The sequence below is a fragment of the Exiguobacterium sp. SH5S13 genome (genome assembly GCF_004337085.1).
GTDB classification, from domain to species: domain Bacteria; phylum Bacillota; class Bacilli; order Exiguobacteriales; family Exiguobacteriaceae; genus Exiguobacterium; species Exiguobacterium aurantiacum_A.
The window spans coordinates 51,378-71,840 of the sequence record NZ_SJUS01000013.1; the positions used below are offsets into that span (position 1 = coordinate 51,378).

The following is a 20,463-nucleotide window of genomic DNA, read 5'->3' on the forward strand; positions in this document are numbered from 1 at the left end:
GAATGGCTGAGACGACGAAGACGACGAACACGACGAACACGACGTACGAATGGACGAACCGGCGCTTGCTGTTCAGTCCGGAACGAGATACCGACATCGATTGGATGGATGCATTCGCACAGGCGCCGTCCGTGCTCGAGCGCGATACGTATTTGCGCATCTATTTCAGTTGCCGGCCGAAACCGATCGATGGCCGCTACGTCAGCTATAGCGCTTACGTCGACGTCGATAAACGAGACTTCTCGATTTTGCGCGTGAGTGAACAGCCAGCGCTTTCGCTCGGGGAGCGGGGCACGTTCGACGAGTTCGGCATCTATCCGTTCTCGGCAATCGACGTCGGGGACGAGGTACACGCCTACTACGGCGGCTGGACACGTTGTACGTCGGTCCCGTTCAACGTCACTATCGGCAAAGCAGTGAGTCGGGACGGTGGCAAGACGTTCGAGCGGATCGGACCGGGACCGGTTTTGTCGTATACGCTCGATGAACCGTTCGTCTTGAGCGGGCCGAAAATCCGGCGCTTTGGAGACACGTGGTACTTGTTTTACATCGCGGGCCGGGAGTGGCTCATGCACGAAGGTAAACCGGAACCGGTGTACAAGATCCGTCTCGCCACGTCAGCCGACGGCGTGAACTGGGTGAAACAAGAGCGCGACTTGATCGAGAGCATCGTCCCGGACGAGGCACAGGCGAGCCCGGACGTGTTTTATGAGAACGGGTCGTACCATATGTTCTTCTGTTATCGCGACGCGACCGATTACCGGAAGAATCCCGAACGGACGTATCGGCTCGGCTATGCGTCGTCGCCGGACTTGTTGAACTGGACGCGCGACGATGACGTCATGCGCTTCACCCGCTCAGACGTCGGGTTTGACGACGAGATGGTCGCTTATCCACACACGTTCGTCGTCGGCGGGAAGCGTTATCTGCTCTATCTCGGCAACGAGGTCGGACGGGCCGGTTTCGGCATCGCCGAGCGGAAGGAGGAAACGACATGAAGTGGCGGAAACTCGGGCATATTTTCGATCCCAAGCCGCACGGCTTTTTCGGGGACTATTCTGCGTTCGCTCAATCACCGCAAGCACTCGTCTTCGACGACTTCGTCCGCATCTACTTCTCGACCCGGGAGCCGGATGCGGACGGGACGTTCAAGAGCCATATCCGTTACGTCGATATGACACCGTCGTTCGAAGTGATCGCCGTATCGCACGACCCGGTCATCCCGCTCGGAAAACTGGGCACGTTCGATGAGCACGGCATCTTCCCGTTCCACGTCACGCGGACGGACGCGGGCCTGTACGGATATACGAGCGGCTGGAGCCGACGCGAGTCGGTGTCGGTCGAGACGGGGATCGGCCTGTCGATCAGTCATGACGACGGGCATACGTTCGAGCGGCTCGGTGACGGGCCGGTGCTATCGGCGAGTGTCGATGAGCCGTTCCTCGTCGGGGACCCGTTCGTCTTCACGAAAGACAAGCTGTATATGTACTATATTTACGGTACGACGTGGAAGACGGGCCCGGACGGCGTCGCCGAACGGACGTACAAGATCGCGCTCGCGACGTCCGAGGACGGGCGCACGTTCACCCGGCACGGCCGTATCGTCGCCGATGTGATTCAAGACGAGAGCCAGGCGCTCCCCACCGTGTTCGAGGCGGGTGGCCGCTATCACATGGTGTTCTGTTTCCGTGACACGTTCGGCTTCCGGGACGACCCGACGCGCGGCTACCGGCTCGGTTACGCTTATTCCGACGACCTCATGCAGTGGACGCGCGACGACGCCTCGCTCGGTTTTGAACGGAGCGACTCGGGGTGGGATTCAGCAATGGAATGTTACCCGCACGTGTTCGAGATGAACGGGCGGCAGTATTTGCTGTATAACGGCAACGCCTTCGGACGCGACGGCTTCGGTGTCGCCGTCTTGGAGGACGTATGATCACGCTCGGCCGCGGGTCGGTCGCCGACTACGAGGCCCACCTCGAGGCGTGTGATGCCTTGTTCCCGACGGCACTGTCGGAGAGGATCGACTTGCACGAATATGCGCGCAAGCTGCATGACCGGGCGACATCGTTCGAACTGTGGGACGACGACCGGTTGATCGGCCTCCTCGCAGCCTACTTTGATACGGACGTCGCCTTCATCAGCCATATATGTGTCTTGCCGGAGGCGCCGAAAGGGAGCGGGCATGACTTGTTGGTCAGACTGTTCGATGAAGCGGCGCAGCAACATAAGCAGTTGATCCGGCTTCACGTCGAGAAGACGAATGAGCACGCCATTTCATTTTACAGAAAGCATGGCTTCGTCGGGACGGGACAAGCGGGGAACGATGTGATTATGGAGCGCGAAGCGTGAAGGTTCTGATTAGAATCGAAGCGCTTCTTTTTGTTTGGCCCGGGGAGTGTCAACAGAACGTCACTCGAGTTTTCATAGGAGGCGTGGTATAACAGACATATGTGAATAAATGAACATATGGAGGATGAGCATGAAACGTTTACTATTGATTCTATTAGGTGTGACGATGTTGGCGGCTTGCGGGACAAGCGAGTCGGATGAACGGGGAGAGCAGTTTACATATACGAGGTACGAGCTCCCGCTCGAAGATAAGGTCGCGCTCGGCGATGGTTCGCACGAGATCGTCTTCGTCTTTGACTACAGTTGCCCATGGTGCAAAAAATGGATGGAGAGCGTCTTGCCGGAAATCGAGTCGCGGTGGATCGAGACGGGAGAGGCGACGTTCAAAGGACAGCCGCTCGTCTTGCTGAATGAGCAGTCGCAACTGCTCGCTAGTGTCGATGCGAACGCTGAACAAGTGATGCCGGAACGGTACTATGCGTTGCAACGCCACATCGGGCTCGACGCCGAGACGGTCTCGGACTTCGGTACGGAGGCGTACGTCCACCGGCTCGCGGAAACGTTCGGTGTGGACGCGGAAGCTCTGCTCGCACCGCAAGTCGACGCGGGGATTCAAAACGCACGGCTCTATACGCGTGACCTCGGCGTCGAATACGTGCCGACCGTGTACGTGGACGGGATCAAGTTGCTCGATGCGTTCAGCTTAGAGGAGATGGAGCGGGTCATGTCTGGCGAGATTGAGGCGGGGGACCAAGTCGAGATGCCGAAAGAATGAACAAGCGACACCCTCATTTCTACTGGGTGTCGCTCTGTCCGCAGGCGATGCCGTCAAGATCGGTGTCGAACGACAGCAAATAGGCGTCGTGCTCGAGTGGGACACCGTCCGGGTAGACTGCGTTCAAATCGGTGCAGGAGCCGTACACCTCGAAGAACGCATCCGTCTCGTCGGCCGTGGCGACTGCGTCGTCTTGGAGGGCGGCTAGTTCACTTTCGAGTTGCTCGTTCAAGGCGTGCGCTTCCCGCAATTCGTCTTCGAGCGCGTAAATCTCGGTCCGTTGTGTCTTGATGACTTCTTCTAGATCGAACACTTTTTGAAACAAGTTGTCTTTCATCGTGTCTTCGCGGACGGCAAGGCGTGCCTCGAGTTTCTCGGTCACGTCCCGCTCGATTTGAATCGCTTGCCAGGCGAGGGCGTCGGCATGTTGTTCCTCGAGGGCGAGCAGGGATTCGTCGTAGTTCGCCTCGACCTCAGCTAAGTCGGCGCTGACGTGTAGCTTGTCTTGTTCCAAGTTGTAGTAGTAGACGCTCGAGCCGACGAACAGTAAATATAAGACGGTCGCGAAGACTTGTAGTTTGATCGGCTCGACCGGATGTTCGGCGAACCAGATGAACACGAGGCTGAGCGTGCTCGCCACGCATGCGGCCGTGATGAACGTCATGATCGTCATAGACACCCCTCTTTTCCTAGACTCTCTTTGACTATTCCTGTTTCGACTCGAAAACGAAGCGACAACGCGAGCATACTTTCAAGAAATCGAATCGACAGCTAGATATTGAACCACATTTATCACAGCGAATGTTCACGCGTCATACATATCGAAAAAGCAGGAGTTTCGGCAGATTCGTGGAATAAGTGCAAAAAGAAAAAAGCGTTCGACTGTCGTCAAACGCTCTTCTTGTCTTCAAGCTGTTGATTTTTCCGCCATTTCCAAATCACAAGACCGAGGACGAGGAAAATCGGAGCGGCCACCCAAGGACGGGCTTCGAGAATCGCGACAATTTCAAAGATGGACAACCATCCGCTGATCATGACGAGGATGAGCAACAAGGTTCGCAGTCCCCCCCGGACCGGAAACCAGTAATAGATGAATAACGTGATCAAAAAGAAAGCGAGCAAGCCCATGCGGTTAGTCCTTTCTAGCATCATTTTGACCAATTATAGCAGACAACATTGCGAGAGTGTTAGAGGCTTCCCTTTAAGACGACTTTTCGCTACAGTTGAAGATAGATTATTTAAGGAGGAACTAGCGTGAAATTTGGAATCATCGGCTTAGGGTATGTCGGATTAGCCACCCTGTGTGGCCTTGCAAAAGCGGGACATGAAGTCATCGGTGTCGAGAAAGACCAACCGAGACTGCGCCGCCTCATGAGCGGCCACGCACCGTTTCACGAGCCGGGTATGGCAGAAGTGCTCCAAGACTATGCAGACTCGATCACACTTACGGATAACACCGCCGACACAAATGATGTCGATTACTTGTTCTTGGCTGTCGGTACGCCGAGCAAGGAAGATGGCAGCTGCGACATGACGTTCGTCGATGCCGCTTTGTCTGAGATCAACACGAAGCAAAAAATCGTCATCCGCAGCACCGTGCCACCGGGAACGACCGACTTACTTAGCATCATGTATCCATTCCACACGTTCGCAGTCGTGCCAGAATTCTTACAAGAAGGGCGTGCGCTCGCCGACGTCCTTAAACCGCACCGCGTCGTCATCGGCAGCGGAAGTCTTGAAATCAGCGAAGAACTCGCCGGCATTTATGGCCGTCTCGGTGTGCCGATTGTTTGCACGACACCGATCAACGCCGAACTGATCAAATACGCCTCGAACGCATTTTTAGCCACAAAAATCAGTTTCATGAACGACTTGTCACGCCTCGCGGATAAAGCTGGCGCCGACATCGCGACGATTGCCGACGGGATGGGGCTTGACCCGCGCATCGGACGTTCTTACTTAAACGCTGGTCTCGGTTACGGCGGCTCGTGTTTCCCGAAAGATATGAACGCGCTCTTGAACGTCGCGGCCGAGAACGAACTCGACTTGCCGGTCATCCGTGCGGCGATTCAAGCGAACGATGAACAGATCGCCTATGTCGCATCGAAGATCGAACACCGCCCGAACCTGCGCGTCGCTTTCCTCGGTCTCGCCTTTAAACCAGGGACGGACGATATGCGTGACGCACCGTCGATCACACTCGCCAATCACTTACGGTTACGTGAAGTCGAAGTCGTCGGCTACGATCCGCTCGCGAAGTGGGAGTACCGTCAAGCGTTGACACCAGAAGAGGCGCTCAAAGGAGCCGACGTGGCGATTCTTGTCACGGAATGGGACGAACTCGTCAACTTGAAACCGGAAGCGTTCGCCGGGATGCGGACGAAACGGTTGATTGACGCCCGGAACGCATGGAAGTATGCGCGCGACCCAGAAGACGTCGAGTACGAAGGCGTCGGCCGCATGCAGGGCAAGACGAACACACCGTCATCGAAATGAGCAAAGACGAGACCTTTCAACAGGTCTCGTCTTTTTGGTTGCGGTCTATGACCTAGGTGCTGAGTGCGACGGCGGTTAGCGGTTCGTCTGTTCTTTTGTCGGGCCCATGACACCAGGGACGTGTTGTCCGGCCTGGCGTAAAAGTACCGTCATCTGACCACGATGATGTGTCTGATGGTCGATCATCATGCGGAGGACGGCACCGCGCGGCGTCATCTTCCCGTGGACATCGACTTCTTCTAGCAAGTAGTCGTCTGAGAAACCGTCAGCGGCGCTTGAAATTTCTTGTGCGTATCGTTCGTACTGGTCGGCGATCGTGTTCGCTTGATCGGGCTGGGTCAGGCTCTTCAAAGCCGAGAGACGGAAGCCGAGCAAGTTCGTGAAGTAGCCGAGCGCGGTCGTGACGTGCCAACCGATCCAACCGAGCGAGTTATGGTCGGGGACGATTTTTTGGCCGAGCGTGTCATCGGTCATGGCGCGGAGCACGTCGAGCGTGCCGGTCGATGATTTTGTCCAATCCTGTTTGAAGTCGTTAGCGGTGCGATACATAAGACTACCTCCTTCTGCGTATTCTATCGCTAGTATACGCATGTGCCTTTCGTTCACGCACGTCTGATGATCCGATGAAACATTTCGGTCGGTTTTCCCGTAGAATGAAGGAGATAGGAGGGAGTCGTTCATGTGGATTCTTGTATTTGCAGCACTGCTCATGTTTGTCCTCGGCTTCATCTTTTTCATCGTCGGACTCATTGATCTAAATCTTGAAACGAACGAAGCAACGGAACAATTATATGAGGAGGTGATCACTCGATGAGTCCATGGTACGCGCGCAACATGCCGTTCTTTTTCCTGACGTTCTTTTTTCCGCCGCTCGCGCTGCTCTTGCTCGTCTGGCAGTGGGACAAATTTACGACGGACCGGGGCATCAAACTGTTTTTCGCGGTCGGGATGACGGTGTTCATCGTGTTCGGTCTATTGCCGCGTGGCACGCTTCCGGTCATCTTGCCGATCATCTTCGGCTTGATCGCCTTAAAGCTCGTACTGAACGTGATCAGACGAAAAAAAGGCTGACGCGCTAGACGTCAGCCGATCGGGACGCTCACTCAGGGCGTCCTTTTTCTTCGTTCACCCAAGCCTCGAACGCGTCAGATTTGAGCGCCGGGGCGTAGTAGTAGCCTTGTCCGAGCTCGACCCCTTCGGCAATCATCCGTTCGAGGTCTTCCTTCGTCTCGATGCCTTCGGCGAGGGATGTGAGCGCCTGCTCGCTCGCGAAGCGTGAGACGGCACGGAGGAAGGATGTGCTGTCTTTCGCTTTCCCGCTGACGTACATCCGGTCAATCTTCACTTCTTGAATCGGTAAGTGCCAAATCGCTTCGAACGAGGCGTAGCCGGTGCCGAAGTCATCGATCGACAAGCAGTAGCCGAGGTCGGCGATGTCCTCGAGCCGATCGAGCTCGTTCGCATGTGACATGATGTCGGCCGACTCGGTCAATTCGATTTTCAAGCGGTCCGGCAGCCACGGATACGTCTCGATCAAATCACGCAGCTTCGTGACGATCGACGGGTCGACCGAGTGGGCAGACAAGTTGTACGACAACGAGACGCCGGAGAATGACGTATCGCGCCAAGCGACGAGCTGGTTGATGACTTGGTCGAGGATCGAGTGTGACAACCATAAAATCTGGTCTGACCGTTCGGCAATCCGGATGAACTCGTTCGGCGGGACGTGACCGATATCCGGATGCTGCCAACGAGCGAGCGCCTCGGCCCCGACGACGCGTCCAGTTGTCAATTCGACTTGTGGCTGGTAGGCGACGGTGATGTGTCCTTGCTCGATCGCCTCGGGGAGCGCCTGTTCGATCAAGGCGGCCCACTGCAGCTGGGCGAGGATGCTCGCGTCATACCAGACGAACGGCGTCCGCGTCTCTTTGGCGTGTTGGAGTGCTCGTGTCGCCTCGAACAGACAATCCGTATAGTTCGGCGTCGTGTGCGCCGCCCCGATTTGAACGTGGACGGTCTGCCGTTTTTGATTGATCAACAGTTCGGTCGGGAACAGTTCCATCAGTTCATGTTCGTCGAGCGTGCTGAACCCTTTGACGTACAGCATGAGCGTATCGTCACGATAGCGGCCGAAAAAGTGATGCGCATACTTCTCAAGCCGATCCTCGACGTGACGGGCGAACTCGGTCATGAGCAAATCGGCATAAATCGTATCGTACCAATCGACGAGATGATGGAAATCGTTCAACTTGATCAAGAGGAACGTTCCGTCGATGTCTTGTTTTTCCCACGCTCGGATAAAACCGTACTCGTTATACAGTTCGGTCGCGAGGTCGAATCGGACGAGGCGATCGACTTTCCGTTCACGCTCGACGCGTTCGGTCTCATCTTCGAGGATCAAATAGTACGTGAGTGTCTCGCCACGCTTGAGCGGGATGATCTTCGCGTTCAAGAAACGGACGTGCTCCCCTTTTAAATGCAGAATGAACTGGGCGCTCGTCCCGTGCTCGGTCACACCTTCAAGTGCTTCCTGGAACAGGCGACGACCTGTGTTGGTGAATAGCTGGTTGATTTCGTACAAGTTCCGTTCGCCGAAGAACTGACCGAACACATCGTTCCGTTCGATGAAGTTATAGGCGTCATCGATCAACGCGATGGCGAGACCGGTCTCTGAGAACAGGGATGACCAACGCTCGTGATAGCGAAGCAGGTCGTTCGATTGCGTCTCGAGCGTGTTGACGGTCGAATGGACGCTCACCGCGATCTCGCGGAGCTCGTCCTCGATGCCACGGAAGTCATGACTGGCCGGGAATGACGTCTCGACCGGTTCGGTGCTCGGATCGATGGCGAGCGCACGGGCCTTCAAATGACTTAAATCATGGGCATACATTTTACGTGTACAGCAAAGCGCGGCCAAGAGCCCGGTCGAAAGCACGAGCGTCGCGAGCAAGACGAGGACGGCGAGCGTCCCATATCGGTTTCGTTCCTTCAGGAGCAATGACTCGGTCGACGAGCGGATGGTCTGGAGCGCTTCATGCGAGTCTTCGTAAAACTTGGTCCCGTTGACGTAACGCGCCTCGAGCGTCGAGCCGCTCGAAGTCAGTCGTCCCAAAGCTAGGGCGCTCTCCGTTAAATCAGCGGTCGACTTCGTTTGAAGAGTAGGATTTGTCGCGATAATCTCTTCAAGTAAACGCGCTTCGGAGGCGATGGAGGCGAGTTCGGCTTCTAATTTTTCTCGGTCCGGCGTCTCCGCCAGCAAGTTCGTCACGTTTTGGATGAACGTCATCTGCATCCGCATGACGGCATCGGTCAACTCGTAGGCCGTGTTCGCTTGGGCGGTCCGCTCTAAGCCTTGGTAGAGCCAACGCCGATCAATCGATTCGATGACGTCAAACGGTACGTTGTCGAATTCGCTCGACTCGCCGTCGAGCGTCTCTTCTAGTCGTTCAGAAAAAGCGAGGAGGGCATCCCGTTCGCGTTCGTGGACCCCGGTCTCGAAATCATCGAGCAGCTGGGTGTTATACTGGAGCGCGCGTTCGCGATAAGGCGAGGACAACAACGCTGTCGGCTGGCCCGAGTTCAGTTCGTACAGTTTCGCGGCCTGGTGGAGGACGAGGTAAGACTCGACGCCGGCAAGGTCGGATGCATGGTTCAAGTTCGTCACGGACTGATCGACGCTGACGTGCTTCTCTTTCCAGTAATAGCTTAATCCGAGACCGAATAACAACACACCGACGAGGCAGGCGACAGCAAGTACCATCGTATAGATCCGGTACGGAATTTTGGCGAATCGGTTGCTTCCCATCGTACACTCCCTTTCTACCTTTCCTATCTTATATCGCATTTCGAGTCTTTCAAGTGAAATCCTGCTAACTGAAAAAAAACCCGACAAAGGTCGGGTTTTCAAATGCGTCAAAGGTCACGGTCGCTTGTAGCCGATGAGGCGTGATTTCCAATATGGCTCTTTGCTGATTTGGTTGTAGCCGAGACCAAACGTCCCGGCGTGGATGAACGTATCGGCGTCGATCATGATGCCCATATGGGACGGACCGGCCGTATACGTGTTCTCGAAGAAGACGAGGTCGCCGGCCTGAGGCACGAACGATTTGTCGAGCTGCGGACCGAAGTAAGACCCGGCCCAATAGTTGGCGACGTTCGTCCGCGGGATCGAGACACCTGCTTGGTTGAACGCGTAATAGATGATGCCTGAGCAGTCAAAGCCACCGTTGACCGGACTAGACGACGCCCAGATGTACGGCGTCCCGACGTATTTCTTAGCGACGGCGATCGTCGCGAGCCGGGTTGCTTGGGCGGTCTGCCCGTTGACTTGGGTGACGAACGCTTTGGCGACGAAACCTTGCGTCCCGTTCTCGTTGACACGGTAGTGTGTCGCCGTCTCGCCGACGACGTTCAACAGTCCGCCGCGGAGCGTCGACCCGACGACCTGGCTCGAATCGTTTGCTTGGGCGCGGATTGCGGCCGGACTTGCCGTATAGAACGTATGTGAGTCGAACGACCCGCTGACCCATGTTGGTGCCGTCGTTGAGCCTTTCGGTACTTCCTTGACGAACGAGGCTGCGACGAAGCCGGTCGTGTTACCGATATAAATCTGGTGCCAGCCGTTTGCCGTCTGGACGACGCGGAGCGTCTGACCGGCTTTGACGCTACCGACGATGGCGGAACTCGTCGACGCAGAAGCACGGACGTTCAAGGACGGGGTGTTGACGACGTAATCGACCGAAGTGTTCCCAGCCCCGGCGTCACCTAAGTTCGGTGCGACCGGTGCACTCGGTGCGGTCGTCGTCTGTTTCAAGTAGCCGGCACTGACGTAACCGCTCTTTCCGTTATACGTGACGTAGTACCAAGTGCCGCTCTGTTTCGTCGCTTGCACGGTCGCGCCGTTCGGGATCGTCGTGACGAGCGCGAAACCGATACCTGCTCCTTTTCGCACGTTCAAGTTCGCCGTCGTGACGAACGATTGATTGACGCTCTCTTCTTTCGGCGCTGCCGGTGTCGCCGGCTGACTCGGTGAAGGTGTGGCAGGTTGACTCGGTGAAGGCGTCGCGGCGGCTTTCTTTAAGTATGTAGTGGCGACAAAGCCTGTCGTCGAACCGTACTTGATGTGCGACCACGAACCTTCGACTTTGAGGATCGTGACCTTTTTTCCTTTCGGGATCGTGACGAGTACGTTCGCCTTTGTCGATTTCGAAGCCCGGAGGTTCAAGTTGACGGTCGTCTGTGACGTCGATTGGGCGGTCGGGCTGACGGTGCTTGCCGCTGTTGATTTTGGTGTCGATGGTGCCACCGGCTTTGCTGTCGTTGCGGTGACAGTTAGAAAGTCGTTATGTACCCAGCCGGTCTTCCCGTTAAAGGTGACTTGCGACCACTTACCGCTCGTCTTGAGCGGTTTGAGCGCTTGACCTTTCGGGATGGTGAGCAAGACATTATGGCTCGTACCGGCACCGGCGCGAAGGTTTAATGCAGCGGTCGTGACTCGATTTTTGCTTACTGCCGTACTCGTTGTCGTGAGTACGGTCGGTGATCCGGCCAAGTTAAGTGTTTGTCCGATGGCGATTCGGTCGGTCGTCAAGTTGTTCATCGACTTGAGTGTCGCGAGCGGGATTTGATGCTGTTGGCTGATCGACCAAAGCGTGTCACCGGCTCGGACGATATGGGTGCTAGCGGCGGACGCTTCGTCGGCCTGGGCGAGGACGCTTACGGCGGCGATTGCGGCGAATGAGTACATGAGGCCGGACTTGTGATTCATGGAGTCACTTCCTTTAATATAATAGAGTCATTCATGACGGGTAACGATACACGTTTATTGTACGGTGCCGAGAAACCGGGAAGCAATGGTGGAAAGGACTCATTCGAGCGAGATTCCTTGAAAAGCAGGTCAATATTTTTTGATAGGTCTGTCAGATAGATGTCTCCTAAAAAGAGGGAAATTAGAAATTGACTTTATGTTGAATTTTGGAAGGTTTCGTATTTGTGCTTCATGCTATCATTAAGGCAAAACTGTTTGAACGAGGGTAGGGGACTATGATCGAGGGGAACTTTTCAACACAAACATACCGTAAACATCAAGAGAAACTGTTCGAACTCGTACGGATGCCGGACGTGTCCGACGCGACAGTCGAGCAGGCGATCAGCTATATGTGCGAAGTCGTCGCGGATATGCTCGAAGTCGACACCGTCTCCATTTGGCACTTCGATGAGACGCAACACTCGATCAGTTGTCAAGTCGCGTATTCAAAAGATAAAGGCATCAGCAAGCCGGCATTAACGGTCTATCGTCAGGATGCGCCGGTCTATTTTGATGCGCTCTGCACGAACCGTGTCCTCCTGTTTGAGAATGTCAGGACGCACGAATGGGTGAAAAATTTATATCAACAATACTTCGTCGAAGGACAACGGGTTTACTCGATGCTTGACGCACCGATCTTTGCGGACGGACAAGCCCGCGGTGTCATCTGCTGCGAGACGTACGAGCTTCGGAAGTGGACGTATGTCGAAGAGCTGATCGTGAGTACGCTCGCTGATTTTGTCGCTATTTTATATAGCCGGCTCGAACGTCAGTCGGTCGAACAACACATCGCCCGGCTCGCCTATACGGATGAATTGACAGGACTCATGAATAAGAACGCGTTCATCGAACGAGTCGACCGGATGCGGGACGAACTCGATCATCACCTCGGGTCACTCATTTACGTGAGAATCGATGAGTTCCGCTCTGTCGAGGACGCGCTCGGCAGCGAGAAGGCCAATCAATTAATCCAGGAAATCGCGAATCGGCTCCAACTCGTCGTCGATCCGGCGATGCTCGCCCGAAGTTCTCAATCCGGGTTCGTCGTATGGACACCGTACGGCGACCGGATCAAAGCGTACGGGATTGCCGACATGCTTTGCGAGACGGTGACGAACGAGCCGTTTACCGTCGATGAACTGGATGTCGTCCTGACGATGAGTGCCTTTATCTCGATTGAGGATAAGACGCGCTCGACGCTCGAGATGATTCACACGACACGGATCGCCGCTAGTCATCATCATGTCCAACGCGGTGGCATCATCTTCTATGAAGAGAAGATGGGCGAGAAGGCGACGGCCCGATTGACGCTCGAGATGAATTTGCGCAAAGGGCTCGCCTTGAACGAGTTTGCGCTCTACTATCAGCCGAAGATTGACGGGTCGACCGGACAGCTTAACGGTTTTGAAGGGCTCATGCGTTGGATCCATCCGGAAAAGGGGCTGATCCCGCCGCTCGACTTTATCCCGCTCGCCGAGTCGACCGGTGTCATCATCGCCCTCGAGGAGTGGGCGCTTGAGGAGGCATGCCGCCAATTGAACGCATGGCACGCCTCTGGCCGGACATATCACTTGGCGCTCAATTTGTCGGCCCGTCACTTCTTATCAGAAGGCGTTGTCGAGAAGTTCGCCCGTGTCGTCGAAAGCATGGGTGTCTGCCCGAACTATTTGACGTTTGAGATCACGGAGAGCGTCGGGATGGAGAATCAACAGCACGTCATCGAACGGTTCATCGCCTTCCGCAAGCAAGGATTCTCGATCTCGATCGATGACTTCGGGACTGGTTTCTCGGCGTTCGTCTATTTAAAGCATTATCCGATCCATGAGATTAAAATCGACCGTCAGTTCATCCAAGCGACGGAGAACGACCCGACCGGAAACGTCATCGTCCAATCGATCATCGAGCTCGCCCGCGGCCTCGGTTTAAAGACCGTCTGCGAAGGCATCGAGACGACCGAGCAGCACGACGCGCTCCGTTTGCTCGGCTGTGACGAGATGCAAGGGTATTACTTCTCGCGTCCGCTCGCGATTGATGAGCTTGAGGTATGGATTGAAGCTTATAACAATGAAAACAAGGATTCGCTCCGTTGAGCGAATCCTTGTTTTCATTACGGCAGGTCAATCTGAATCGTCGTCCCGACACCGAGATCATTCGTCACGGTGACCGTGCCCCCGTGTGCCTTGATGACGTCCCGGGAACGGTTATAAAAATAGACTCAAATCGAGTTCAACCCAAAAAGCCTTTCCCGACGATCAACGTGTCGTCGGGAAAGGCTTTTTGTGTGCTCATGCGAGTGAACTTTCTCGCTCGGCTAATTCGTATTGGAGTATGTACGTCAACTCTACATGTACTTGATCTGAAAAGTTAGTCTTTCTGACGTGCGTACGTGGTCGTAATCCACATTCCAAAGCAATATCGATGATTGTCCGAATCTGATTTTCCGTATAAAAACGTTTGCGTCCCATCGTGAACGGTGTCGGCGGTAAGACGCCGTCCGTCTCCCATTTGATCAACTGTTGCTGGCTGCGTGGGATGCCGGCGACGGTGAAGGCGCGACTCAATTCTTTAAGCGGATAGACAATTAAATGGCGTCCGTTATATTGAAATGGTTTACCTAGTTCGGGACGATATGCATCCCATTCGGTCGCAAAGAACGTTAAATCGATCGTGTCAACTTCAAATTGAGCGGAAGGAATTGGAGTGGCGAGTGTGATGTCTATGTTGTTCATCTAGTGTTAGCTCCTTCTTCAAGTCTGCCGGGTGGTAGTACCCTCCCTCGTATAGTACCCTATTTTCAAAAATTTAACTGTTCATTTTTTGAAAGCGTGGAAATGAATTTATGGGACTTTCGATGCAGTCGTCAAATTTACACAACGTCTATAAAAATACCCTAAATGGTATGGTGGTGCAAGTCATAGGAATGATTTGAGGCAGAAATAACGATTGTTTGACGATGTGGTTCAAAAGTCACGGTTGGAATATTTACGACTTTTGAGCAAAACGATTTCCTCGTCGGTTAATAAGGGCGAAGGAGGTGAGACATATGGCAGTGTATCGAGAATACGCAAGCGTTTTTTATCTCGACACGAAACGGCTCGTTGACGGCAAGGAAAAACGTCAGCTCGTCCGCTTCGGTCCGCTCGGTGCGCGGATGGAGACCGAGGAGATCAAACAGTTTGGCGACTTGTTGATCCCGTTACTCGCGGTCGAATCCGCTACGTACGTCGTGTCGCGTGAATTCCACGTGACGGTCTAAATTGGAGGCTCCCACTTATGCTAATACCCCCTCGTCCCGCCGCTCACAATCGGCACGATGAGCAGGTGGTCACATGAGCTGGCCCGAACTCATCTCAAACCTCGGATTCCCGATTGTCGTCTCGCTCTATCTGCTCCACCGGATCGAGACACGTCTTGAGCGGATGATTCAGCTGCTCGAACGTCTGGACTCCACCTATCCGTCTGAATTGTAACCACTCCCCGAAAGGAGCCATCCCCTATGGCACAGCTGACAGAAAAGAAAGCCACGCTCGTCCTGACGACGCATCATGACCTCGAAAGTTTGAAACCGACGAAGAAGACGCAACGGTTCGGTCCGATTCGCGCTGCGCTCACGGCAGATGTTGCCGACTCATACGGTCAGCTCATGCTCGATCTTCTCGAACATGAAGATTTCACCGTGTCGGTCGTCCGCGAATACGACTTAGCCTAATCCACTCACATTCTAAGGAGGAAATGAACCATGACTGAGACAAAACTAGAGATCGCCTTTTTGGACACGTTTAACAAAGTTGCCCGCTTCCGTTTGAACAACGTCAAACAACCGGTCGATCCAGCGAAAGTGCAAGCGCTCGCCGACTTCATGGTCGCGAACGACCCGCTCGGAAAAAACGTCGTCAAGTGGACCGAGATCAAGATGATCGAAGGCACCGAGACGGTGTTGAACATCCAATAATCGACAAAGCATCGTCTCTAAAAAGAGACGGTGCTTTTTTATCCAATCAAAAATCGAAGAACGGTTTCAACCGACACAGATTATCGTCAACTATATAGGAGCGACGATAGTACATATTCAGGCAGGGACATATGATCGCTTGTTTTGCTGAATGTGTCCAAACGGCAAGAAAAGCTAAGTGGAATGTTGATTCCGCTTAGCTTTTCTTTGTATGGAGCTTAATTTGCCGAACCGTTATTCGTATAAGTGTGCTCTAGTCATGTTCAAGTCGTTGTTTACATGCTTAGTAAATAGCGTTTGGTGAAGATCCAATCCGCCGTTTCGGAAAAAGGCCGCACTAGATTGGAGATATAAGCGCCACATTCGGATGAAGCGTTCGCCGTACATCTCTTCACTTCTGTCTATCGTAGCTTCAAATCGAGACGACCAATGATCGAGTGTTTGCGCATAGTGGAGACGCAGACTTTCGATATCGACGACATGGAAATTGTACTCAGGGAGCAAAGTGACGATTTCTCGCAATGAAGGAATATAGCCGCCGGGGAAAATATATTTTTGAATCCACGGGTCACCGGCTTCTTCTGTTTGGTGAGTGATTGTGTGAAGTAGTGCCATCCCTTTATCTTTTAATAAAGTGTTCACGGTTTTCATGAAGGTCGGATAGTCTTTTTGGCCGACGTGCTCGAACATGCCGACGCTCGAAATTTTATCGAACGTTAATCCGCTATGGACTAACTCCCGATAATCCATCAGTTCCACAGTCACTTGATCTTCTAGCCCTAATTCTTCAATGCGAGCTTTAGTTTTGGCGTACTGTTCTTCACTGAGAGTGACTCCATGCGATCTGACTCCGTAAGCACGGGCGGCCCGGATAATCAGTTCTCCCCAACCGCTACCGATGTCGAGAAGCGTTTCGCCTTCTTTCAGTTGGAGCTTATTCAACACATGGTCGATTTTATTCAGTTGGGCTTGGTTAAGACTATCGTATGGTTCTTTGAAGTATGCACAAGAGTAACTCATTGTTTCATCGAGCCAGAGGGCATAAAACTCGTTACCGATGTCATAGTGATGTTCGATGTTTTGTTTGGCTTTTCTGATTGATAGATTCGGTAATTTAGGTACGTTTACGTTCCATAGCTCTTGTTTATTATGAAGAGCAAGCGAAATAATATCTTCAATGTCACCGTCGATTTCGATATCCCCGTCCATATAGGCTTCACCAAAAGCGATGCTCGGTTCTTTCAACAATCTCGTCAGGGAAAACCCTTCGTTAAGTTTCAGGTACAGACGAGGCTCTTCGTGCCCGTATTGGTTCACCGTTCCATCAGCAAATTGAACTGCGAAAGGAATATTCGCATCCAAGCGGTTGAATAGGGTGTCAATCATTAAAGTTTTCATCGTCATGTTCCTCCTTCAATTGTTTAAAAAGTTCTCCATCGATTGAAACGCATCTCGGGCATCAAGATAACCTTGCGTATGCATGTTTTCAAGCTTAGAAGCATCACGTTCGGCGCGTTTGATTTTAAAGTCCTGGCTCGGCCGGATAACGAATACTTTTCCCTCTTCTTCGAGGCGCTCGATTGTATCAAGTGTATCGTTGTATAACTTCCATCGTGTCTCCAGGGCGTGGGTAAGGCCACCATAGTTTTTGTAGAAATAACGAGTCGTTTTAGAAAAGAATGAAGGCTTTTTCCGATATCCTTTCGCCTTCGTCAAAACGATGACGCTTTTTTGGACGCCATCTTGCAAAGCCTTTTGGATCGGAATGGGGTCGGAAATGCCGCCATCCATTAAAAATTTGTTTTGATGGATGACTGCCTTGGACATAAACGGCAATGAGCTCGATGCGCGGACGATAGACAAAATGTCGGTCGCGCACTCACTCTTTTCAAAGTAAACAGGTTTTCCGGTCTCACAATCTGTCGTGCCGATGATAAAGTGCTGTTTCGAGGAATGAAACGTTGTGAAATCGAAAGGTACGAGTTTGTTTGGTATATGATCGAAAATTAAATCCATCCCGAAGAGTTCTTTTCTCATTAATAAGTTCTTTATTGAGATGTAGTCGGGATGCGTCACATAGTCGATGGTCACAGACTTATTTCGTCCAGGTTGTCTCGATACATATGAAGAGGCGTGACAAGCTCCAGCAGAAACACCGATGATGTATGTGAAGTATCGATTTTGTTCCATGAAATATTCAAGTACTCCAGCGGTATAAACGCCTCTCATACCGCCTCCTTCCAACACTAGTCCATCTTTAAACACTTTATGTCTCTCCTCCTTCCGGGTTGATGAAGTGAAAATGTTTCCACCTTGAACGTCATAAATGAATTTTTGTGAAGTCATTCACAAATTAACGTTCGTGATTTGTTCCGATTGAGCGAATTGGACGGATGGTACAGAACGATAGGATGAAGATTGTCAACAAGCCGACGGGCAAGATGTTGAAGGGGCATACATACCGCTTCTTCTGGCCGAGGAAAGAACGGAGAATGTTCATCGTGAAGACGTTCGACGGCCTAATCAAATTCTGCACCGAGACGAGGGCGTCATTCTCGTCCATCAAATAACGAGATCTGGGTTCCGTCGTAAGCAAAATCAGTATTGAGCTCGGTCGTGTTGCGGTCATGACGAACGACGAGTTAGAGACTTAGAATGCCAGTCCAACGTTCGCTCTCCCGCAAGAAATGTGGATTCAGGACTTCGCCTGAAAGTATGTAGCGACTCGAGTTACCGTTAAAGTATATTTATTTATATGTAACGTTTCGTTAGTAAGATACCGTAACAGACTATAATAGTGACAAAAACATGACAATACTTTGGACTTAAGAAAAATAATTCAGATAATTGAAAGCGTTTTTATTGACATGTCGCTAAAAGATCAAAGTGCGCGGTGAATGAACAGTGGGAGTCATCAAGACTAGTTTATGCCGATACAAGTGACTGATTTTTCAGTCATCTTTTTTTATTTTGGTCAATCCACTTTAAACTTCTCGACTTCAAGACGATAAAGAATGAAACGTTGTACTTGAGAGGGGAATACATACATGGCATGGAAAGAAAAATGGTCAGCGGCTGTACGTCGATTGAACCTGCGTCGCATCGATGTCCGCCGCTTCACATGGAAACCGAAACAACGGAGACGACAAAAAGTAGAGACATCCGCGCCTTCAAGTAAAGGCCTGACGATTCGTCAAAAGTTATGGGGGCTCGTCATCCTCGCGCTCGTCATGGTCGCCGGTGTCGGCGGCTACTCGCTGTTGTCACTCGCCGACGCGAACCGTCAAGGCGATGATATCGTCAACAACTGGAATAAAGGGCTCGACTACGCCCACGAGCTGAACACGCTCGCCGCGAACTATCGTGCGCTCGAACTCGAGCATATCGTGACCGAGGACGCGGCCGGGAAAGAAGAACTGATGGCGAGACTGAAAGAGATTCGGACCCGAATCAATGAACTCGCGCCGAAATATGAGGCGACAGCGTCAGGCGAGACGGACATAGAACTGTTTACGAACTTCGCCCGCCAATGGGAGATGTATCAACGCGTGTCAGACAACATGCTCATCTTTAGTACATCGGGCAACAACGGTATGGCCCGCTCGTACTACGATGCCCAGTCTCAGTCTACATATGATAACTTTACGCAACGCCTGACCGAACTCGTCGATTACAACTCAGGAGGCTCGCGGCAAGTCGGGGCGGACATGGAACGCAAGTTTCAACAAGCGCTCATCGCCTTACTTGCCGTGACGGTTGGGGCGTTTGTCATCCTCTTGTTCCTCGGGATGAGTCTACTTCGTTCAATCATCAAGCCGATGCGGATGCTTCAGACGAAATTCGATGAACTGGCATCACAAGGCGGAGATTTGACGATGTCGATCCCGGTCACGTCGAACGATGAGATCGCGCAAGTGAGCCGTTCATTCAACGTCTTCCTCGCCTCGCTTCGTGAGATTATGATTGATGTCGACGAGACGGCGAAAGTCGTGCTCACGTCGTCGCAAGAAGTCGCCGCGGAAGTGACCCAACTGAGCCGTTATATGGAAGAGACGTCAGGTACGGTCGAAGAACTGACGGCCGGGATGGAAGAGACGGCCGCTTCGTCGCAAGAGATGAGTGCCTCGACGACTGAGATGGGTAGCTCGATCGATACGATCGTCGAACTCTCGAACGATAGTGCCAAAACGGCAGAAAACGTCGAGCAGCGTGCCCACGCGATGCGTACGCAAGCCATCGCCTCGAAGACGGAAGCGAACGCCATCATCCAGAAAAAACGCGTCGAGCTCGATGAGGCGATCAAAGGTGCCAAGTCGGTCGAAGAGATCCGCGTCTTGACGAGTGCGATCCTCACGATTGCCGACCAGACGAACCTGCTCGCCTTGAACGCATCGATCGAGGCGGCACGGGCTGGTGACGCCGGACGAGGATTTGCCGTCGTCGCGTCAGAGATCCGTAAGCTCGCCGAGAACTCGCGGCAAACCGTGAACGAGATTCAAGCGGTGTCGAATACGGTCATCGATTCGGTCGAACGGCTCAATACGAGCTCGGCGGATATGCTCACGTTCTTGAACACGAACGTGCTCGCCGACTACGACCGGCTCGAGGAATCGGCAACGCAGTACGAAGAGGACGCGACCGTATTCGGCAAGACGGCGAACACGTTCGAGACGAACGCGCTGCAGCTCCGCCATATGACCGATAGCATTTTGCACGTCATCCAAGAAGTCGCGACGACGGTGACGGAAGGAGCGGACGGGACGCAGTCGATCTCAGAGAAAGTCCAACTGTCCGTCGAACGGTTCAACGATGTCCAACAGCGGATGAACGAGACGGAACAGCGGGCGACCGAACTATCGAATCGCGTGTCACAGTTCAAGTTATGAAACAGGAGGCTGGGACATAACTCAGTAGATTTATAAGAAAGAGGCCACCGGGAGCGACTTGTTCGCTAACGGTGGCCTCTTCTCATTTTTATGGGTTCGTTCACGCATTTCGGACTAAACAGATAGGGGCGACCTCTGATAAAGTTAAAGTGACCAAACCATAACTTTGGAGGTGCCCCTATGTACAAAAAGTATA

Annotated in this window: 22 protein-coding genes; 13 read left to right on the top strand and 9 right to left on the bottom strand. The window is 52.9% G+C overall.

Annotated elements, in window-relative coordinates; genetic code table 11:
- Positions 1-2: 2 nt before the first annotated feature.
- The 4 genes from EVJ30_RS08425 to EVJ30_RS08440 all read left to right on the top strand — a co-directional run bounded on the left by EVJ30_RS08425 (position 3) and on the right by EVJ30_RS08440 (position 3,127).
- Positions 3-998 carry a glycoside hydrolase family protein gene (locus EVJ30_RS08425; RefSeq protein ID WP_131468738.1) on the top strand — a complete coding sequence of 332 codons (996 nt, stop codon included), beginning with the start codon at positions 3-5 and terminating at the stop codon, positions 996-998.
- Positions 995-1,936 (top strand): glycoside hydrolase family protein, encoded by a 942-nt coding sequence (locus tag EVJ30_RS08430; RefSeq protein WP_131468740.1) that lies wholly within the window; start codon positions 995-997, stop codon positions 1,934-1,936. Before EVJ30_RS08425 ends, EVJ30_RS08430 begins: the two co-directional genes overlap by 4 nt.
- Positions 1,933-2,352: a GNAT family N-acetyltransferase gene (locus tag EVJ30_RS08435; RefSeq protein ID WP_131456391.1), complete on the top strand. Its 420-nt coding sequence runs from the start codon at positions 1,933-1,935 to the stop codon at positions 2,350-2,352. The genes EVJ30_RS08430 and EVJ30_RS08435 overlap by 4 nt, the downstream gene beginning before the upstream one ends.
- A 130-nt stretch (positions 2,353-2,482) precedes the next feature.
- A complete protein-coding gene (locus tag EVJ30_RS08440; RefSeq protein WP_161568829.1) occupies positions 2,483-3,127 on the top strand; it encodes a thioredoxin domain-containing protein in 645 nt (214 codons plus the stop codon).
- Positions 3,128-3,146: 19 nt separating this feature from the next.
- Here EVJ30_RS08440 and EVJ30_RS08445 read toward each other — a convergent pair whose 3' ends face one another.
- A complete protein-coding gene (locus EVJ30_RS08445; protein ID WP_131468744.1) occupies positions 3,147-3,800 on the bottom strand; it encodes an excalibur calcium-binding domain-containing protein in 654 nt (217 codons plus the stop codon).
- A 215-nt stretch (positions 3,801-4,015) separates the two neighbouring features.
- Positions 4,016-4,255 (bottom strand): hypothetical protein, encoded by a 240-nt coding sequence (locus tag EVJ30_RS08450; protein WP_070328462.1) that lies wholly within the window; start codon positions 4,253-4,255, stop codon positions 4,016-4,018.
- A 126-nt stretch (positions 4,256-4,381) separates the two neighbouring features.
- Between EVJ30_RS08450 and EVJ30_RS08455 the strand changes: the two genes are divergently transcribed.
- Positions 4,382-5,623 (top strand): UDP-glucose dehydrogenase family protein, encoded by a 1,242-nt coding sequence (locus EVJ30_RS08455; RefSeq protein ID WP_131468746.1) that lies wholly within the window; start codon positions 4,382-4,384, stop codon positions 5,621-5,623.
- Between the two features lie 75 nt (positions 5,624-5,698).
- Here EVJ30_RS08455 and EVJ30_RS08460 read toward each other — a convergent pair whose 3' ends face one another.
- Complete coding sequence (locus EVJ30_RS08460) at positions 5,699-6,172, bottom strand: DinB family protein (RefSeq protein ID WP_131456399.1); 474 nt, start codon at positions 6,170-6,172, stop codon at positions 5,699-5,701.
- Positions 6,173-6,302: 130 nt separating this feature from the next.
- Between EVJ30_RS08460 and EVJ30_RS15405 the strand changes: the two genes are divergently transcribed.
- Together EVJ30_RS15405 and EVJ30_RS08465 are read left to right on the top strand one after the other, a co-directional pair.
- Positions 6,303-6,437, top strand: a complete 135-nt coding sequence (locus EVJ30_RS15405) for a hypothetical protein (RefSeq protein ID WP_255417724.1) — start codon at positions 6,303-6,305, stop codon at positions 6,435-6,437.
- Positions 6,434-6,694: a hypothetical protein gene (locus EVJ30_RS08465; protein ID WP_070328468.1), complete on the top strand. Its 261-nt coding sequence runs from the start codon at positions 6,434-6,436 to the stop codon at positions 6,692-6,694. Before EVJ30_RS15405 ends, EVJ30_RS08465 begins: the two co-directional genes overlap by 4 nt.
- Before the next feature lie 28 nt (positions 6,695-6,722).
- Here the strand turns inward: EVJ30_RS08465 and EVJ30_RS08470 are convergent, their stop codons facing one another.
- Together EVJ30_RS08470 and EVJ30_RS08475 are read right to left on the bottom strand one after the other, a co-directional pair.
- Positions 6,723-9,428 carry an EAL domain-containing protein gene (locus tag EVJ30_RS08470; RefSeq protein ID WP_131468748.1) on the bottom strand — a complete coding sequence of 902 codons (2,706 nt, stop codon included), beginning with the start codon at positions 9,426-9,428 and terminating at the stop codon, positions 6,723-6,725.
- Between the two features lie 114 nt (positions 9,429-9,542).
- Positions 9,543-11,390, bottom strand: a complete 1,848-nt coding sequence (locus EVJ30_RS08475) for an SH3 domain-containing protein (protein WP_236636059.1) — start codon at positions 11,388-11,390, stop codon at positions 9,543-9,545.
- Between the two features lie 275 nt (positions 11,391-11,665).
- Between EVJ30_RS08475 and EVJ30_RS08480 the strand changes: the two genes are divergently transcribed.
- A complete protein-coding gene (locus EVJ30_RS08480; protein ID WP_131468750.1) occupies positions 11,666-13,519 on the top strand; it encodes a sensor domain-containing phosphodiesterase in 1,854 nt (617 codons plus the stop codon).
- Positions 13,520-13,714: 195 nt separating this feature from the next.
- Here EVJ30_RS08480 and EVJ30_RS08485 read toward each other — a convergent pair whose 3' ends face one another.
- Positions 13,715-14,158: a MerR family transcriptional regulator gene (locus EVJ30_RS08485; RefSeq protein ID WP_131468752.1), complete on the bottom strand. Its 444-nt coding sequence runs from the start codon at positions 14,156-14,158 to the stop codon at positions 13,715-13,717.
- Positions 14,159-14,472: 314 nt separating this feature from the next.
- Between EVJ30_RS08485 and EVJ30_RS08490 the strand changes: the two genes are divergently transcribed.
- The 4 genes from EVJ30_RS08490 (at position 14,473) to EVJ30_RS08505 (ending at position 15,381) form a co-directional block, all read left to right on the top strand.
- The gene (locus EVJ30_RS08490; RefSeq protein ID WP_131456407.1) at positions 14,473-14,685 is read left to right on the top strand and encodes a hypothetical protein; all 213 of its coding nucleotides are present in this window, start codon (positions 14,473-14,475) and stop codon (positions 14,683-14,685) included.
- Positions 14,686-14,758: 73 nt separating this feature from the next.
- Positions 14,759-14,899 carry a YvrJ family protein gene (locus EVJ30_RS08495; protein WP_021066374.1) on the top strand — a complete coding sequence of 47 codons (141 nt, stop codon included), beginning with the start codon at positions 14,759-14,761 and terminating at the stop codon, positions 14,897-14,899.
- Between the two features lie 26 nt (positions 14,900-14,925).
- Entirely contained in the window at positions 14,926-15,138 is a 213-nt protein-coding gene (locus EVJ30_RS08500) for a hypothetical protein (protein WP_071398189.1), read from the top strand.
- Positions 15,139-15,168: 30 nt separating this feature from the next.
- A complete protein-coding gene (locus EVJ30_RS08505; protein ID WP_071398188.1) occupies positions 15,169-15,381 on the top strand; it encodes a DUF2922 domain-containing protein in 213 nt (70 codons plus the stop codon).
- 234 nt (positions 15,382-15,615) lie between these two features.
- Here the strand turns inward: EVJ30_RS08505 and EVJ30_RS08510 are convergent, their stop codons facing one another.
- Genes EVJ30_RS08510 through EVJ30_RS15155 form a run of 3 tightly spaced genes read right to left on the bottom strand, consistent with a single transcriptional unit; the run spans position 15,616 to position 17,917 of the window.
- Positions 15,616-16,767 (bottom strand): class I SAM-dependent methyltransferase, encoded by a 1,152-nt coding sequence (locus EVJ30_RS08510; RefSeq protein ID WP_131456652.1) that lies wholly within the window; start codon positions 16,765-16,767, stop codon positions 15,616-15,618.
- A gap of 27 nt (positions 16,768-16,794) precedes the next feature.
- Positions 16,795-17,727 carry a patatin-like phospholipase family protein gene (locus tag EVJ30_RS08515; RefSeq protein ID WP_131456411.1) on the bottom strand — a complete coding sequence of 311 codons (933 nt, stop codon included), beginning with the start codon at positions 17,725-17,727 and terminating at the stop codon, positions 16,795-16,797.
- 7 nt (positions 17,728-17,734) lie between these two features.
- Positions 17,735-17,917 carry a hypothetical protein gene (locus EVJ30_RS15155; protein WP_161568830.1) on the bottom strand — a complete coding sequence of 61 codons (183 nt, stop codon included), beginning with the start codon at positions 17,915-17,917 and terminating at the stop codon, positions 17,735-17,737.
- Between the two features lie 511 nt (positions 17,918-18,428).
- On the opposite strand from EVJ30_RS15155, the gene EVJ30_RS08520 reads away from it, so the two are divergent.
- Positions 18,429-20,267, top strand: coding sequence for a methyl-accepting chemotaxis protein (locus tag EVJ30_RS08520; protein WP_131468754.1), 1,839 nt, complete (start codon positions 18,429-18,431; stop codon positions 20,265-20,267).
- Positions 20,268-20,463 lie beyond the last annotated feature (196 nt).

Bases quoted from the DNA above. Each gene is read 5' to 3' on its own strand.
- EVJ30_RS08425 (WP_131468738.1), top strand. From the start codon at position 3: ATGGCTGAGACGACGAAGACGACGAACACGACGAACACGACGTACGAA.
- EVJ30_RS08430 (WP_131468740.1), top strand. From the start codon at position 995: ATGAAGTGGCGGAAACTCGGGCATATTTTCGATCCCAAGCCGCACGGC.
- EVJ30_RS08435 (WP_131456391.1), top strand. From the start codon at position 1,933: ATGATCACGCTCGGCCGCGGGTCGGTCGCCGACTACGAGGCCCACCTC.
- EVJ30_RS08440 (WP_161568829.1), top strand. From the start codon at position 2,483: ATGAAACGTTTACTATTGATTCTATTAGGTGTGACGATGTTGGCGGCT.
- EVJ30_RS08445 (WP_131468744.1), bottom strand. From the start codon at position 3,800: ATGACGATCATGACGTTCATCACGGCCGCATGCGTGGCGAGCACGCTC.
- EVJ30_RS08450 (WP_070328462.1), bottom strand. From the start codon at position 4,255: ATGGGCTTGCTCGCTTTCTTTTTGATCACGTTATTCATCTATTACTGG.
- EVJ30_RS08460 (WP_131456399.1), bottom strand. From the start codon at position 6,172: ATGTATCGCACCGCTAACGACTTCAAACAGGATTGGACAAAATCATCG.
- EVJ30_RS15405 (WP_255417724.1), top strand. From the start codon at position 6,303: ATGTGGATTCTTGTATTTGCAGCACTGCTCATGTTTGTCCTCGGCTTC.
- EVJ30_RS08465 (WP_070328468.1), top strand. From the start codon at position 6,434: ATGAGTCCATGGTACGCGCGCAACATGCCGTTCTTTTTCCTGACGTTC.
- EVJ30_RS08470 (WP_131468748.1), bottom strand. From the start codon at position 9,428: ATGGGAAGCAACCGATTCGCCAAAATTCCGTACCGGATCTATACGATG.
- EVJ30_RS08475 (WP_236636059.1), bottom strand. From the start codon at position 11,390: ATGAATCACAAGTCCGGCCTCATGTACTCATTCGCCGCAATCGCCGCC.
- EVJ30_RS08480 (WP_131468750.1), top strand. From the start codon at position 11,666: ATGATCGAGGGGAACTTTTCAACACAAACATACCGTAAACATCAAGAG.
- EVJ30_RS08485 (WP_131468752.1), bottom strand. From the start codon at position 14,158: ATGAACAACATAGACATCACACTCGCCACTCCAATTCCTTCCGCTCAA.
- EVJ30_RS08490 (WP_131456407.1), top strand. From the start codon at position 14,473: ATGGCAGTGTATCGAGAATACGCAAGCGTTTTTTATCTCGACACGAAA.
- EVJ30_RS08495 (WP_021066374.1), top strand. From the start codon at position 14,759: ATGAGCTGGCCCGAACTCATCTCAAACCTCGGATTCCCGATTGTCGTC.
- EVJ30_RS08500 (WP_071398189.1), top strand. From the start codon at position 14,926: ATGGCACAGCTGACAGAAAAGAAAGCCACGCTCGTCCTGACGACGCAT.
- EVJ30_RS08505 (WP_071398188.1), top strand. From the start codon at position 15,169: ATGACTGAGACAAAACTAGAGATCGCCTTTTTGGACACGTTTAACAAA.
- EVJ30_RS08510 (WP_131456652.1), bottom strand. From the start codon at position 16,767: ATGATTGACACCCTATTCAACCGCTTGGATGCGAATATTCCTTTCGCA.
- EVJ30_RS08515 (WP_131456411.1), bottom strand. From the start codon at position 17,727: ATGACTTCACAAAAATTCATTTATGACGTTCAAGGTGGAAACATTTTC.
- EVJ30_RS08520 (WP_131468754.1), top strand. From the start codon at position 18,429: ATGGCATGGAAAGAAAAATGGTCAGCGGCTGTACGTCGATTGAACCTG.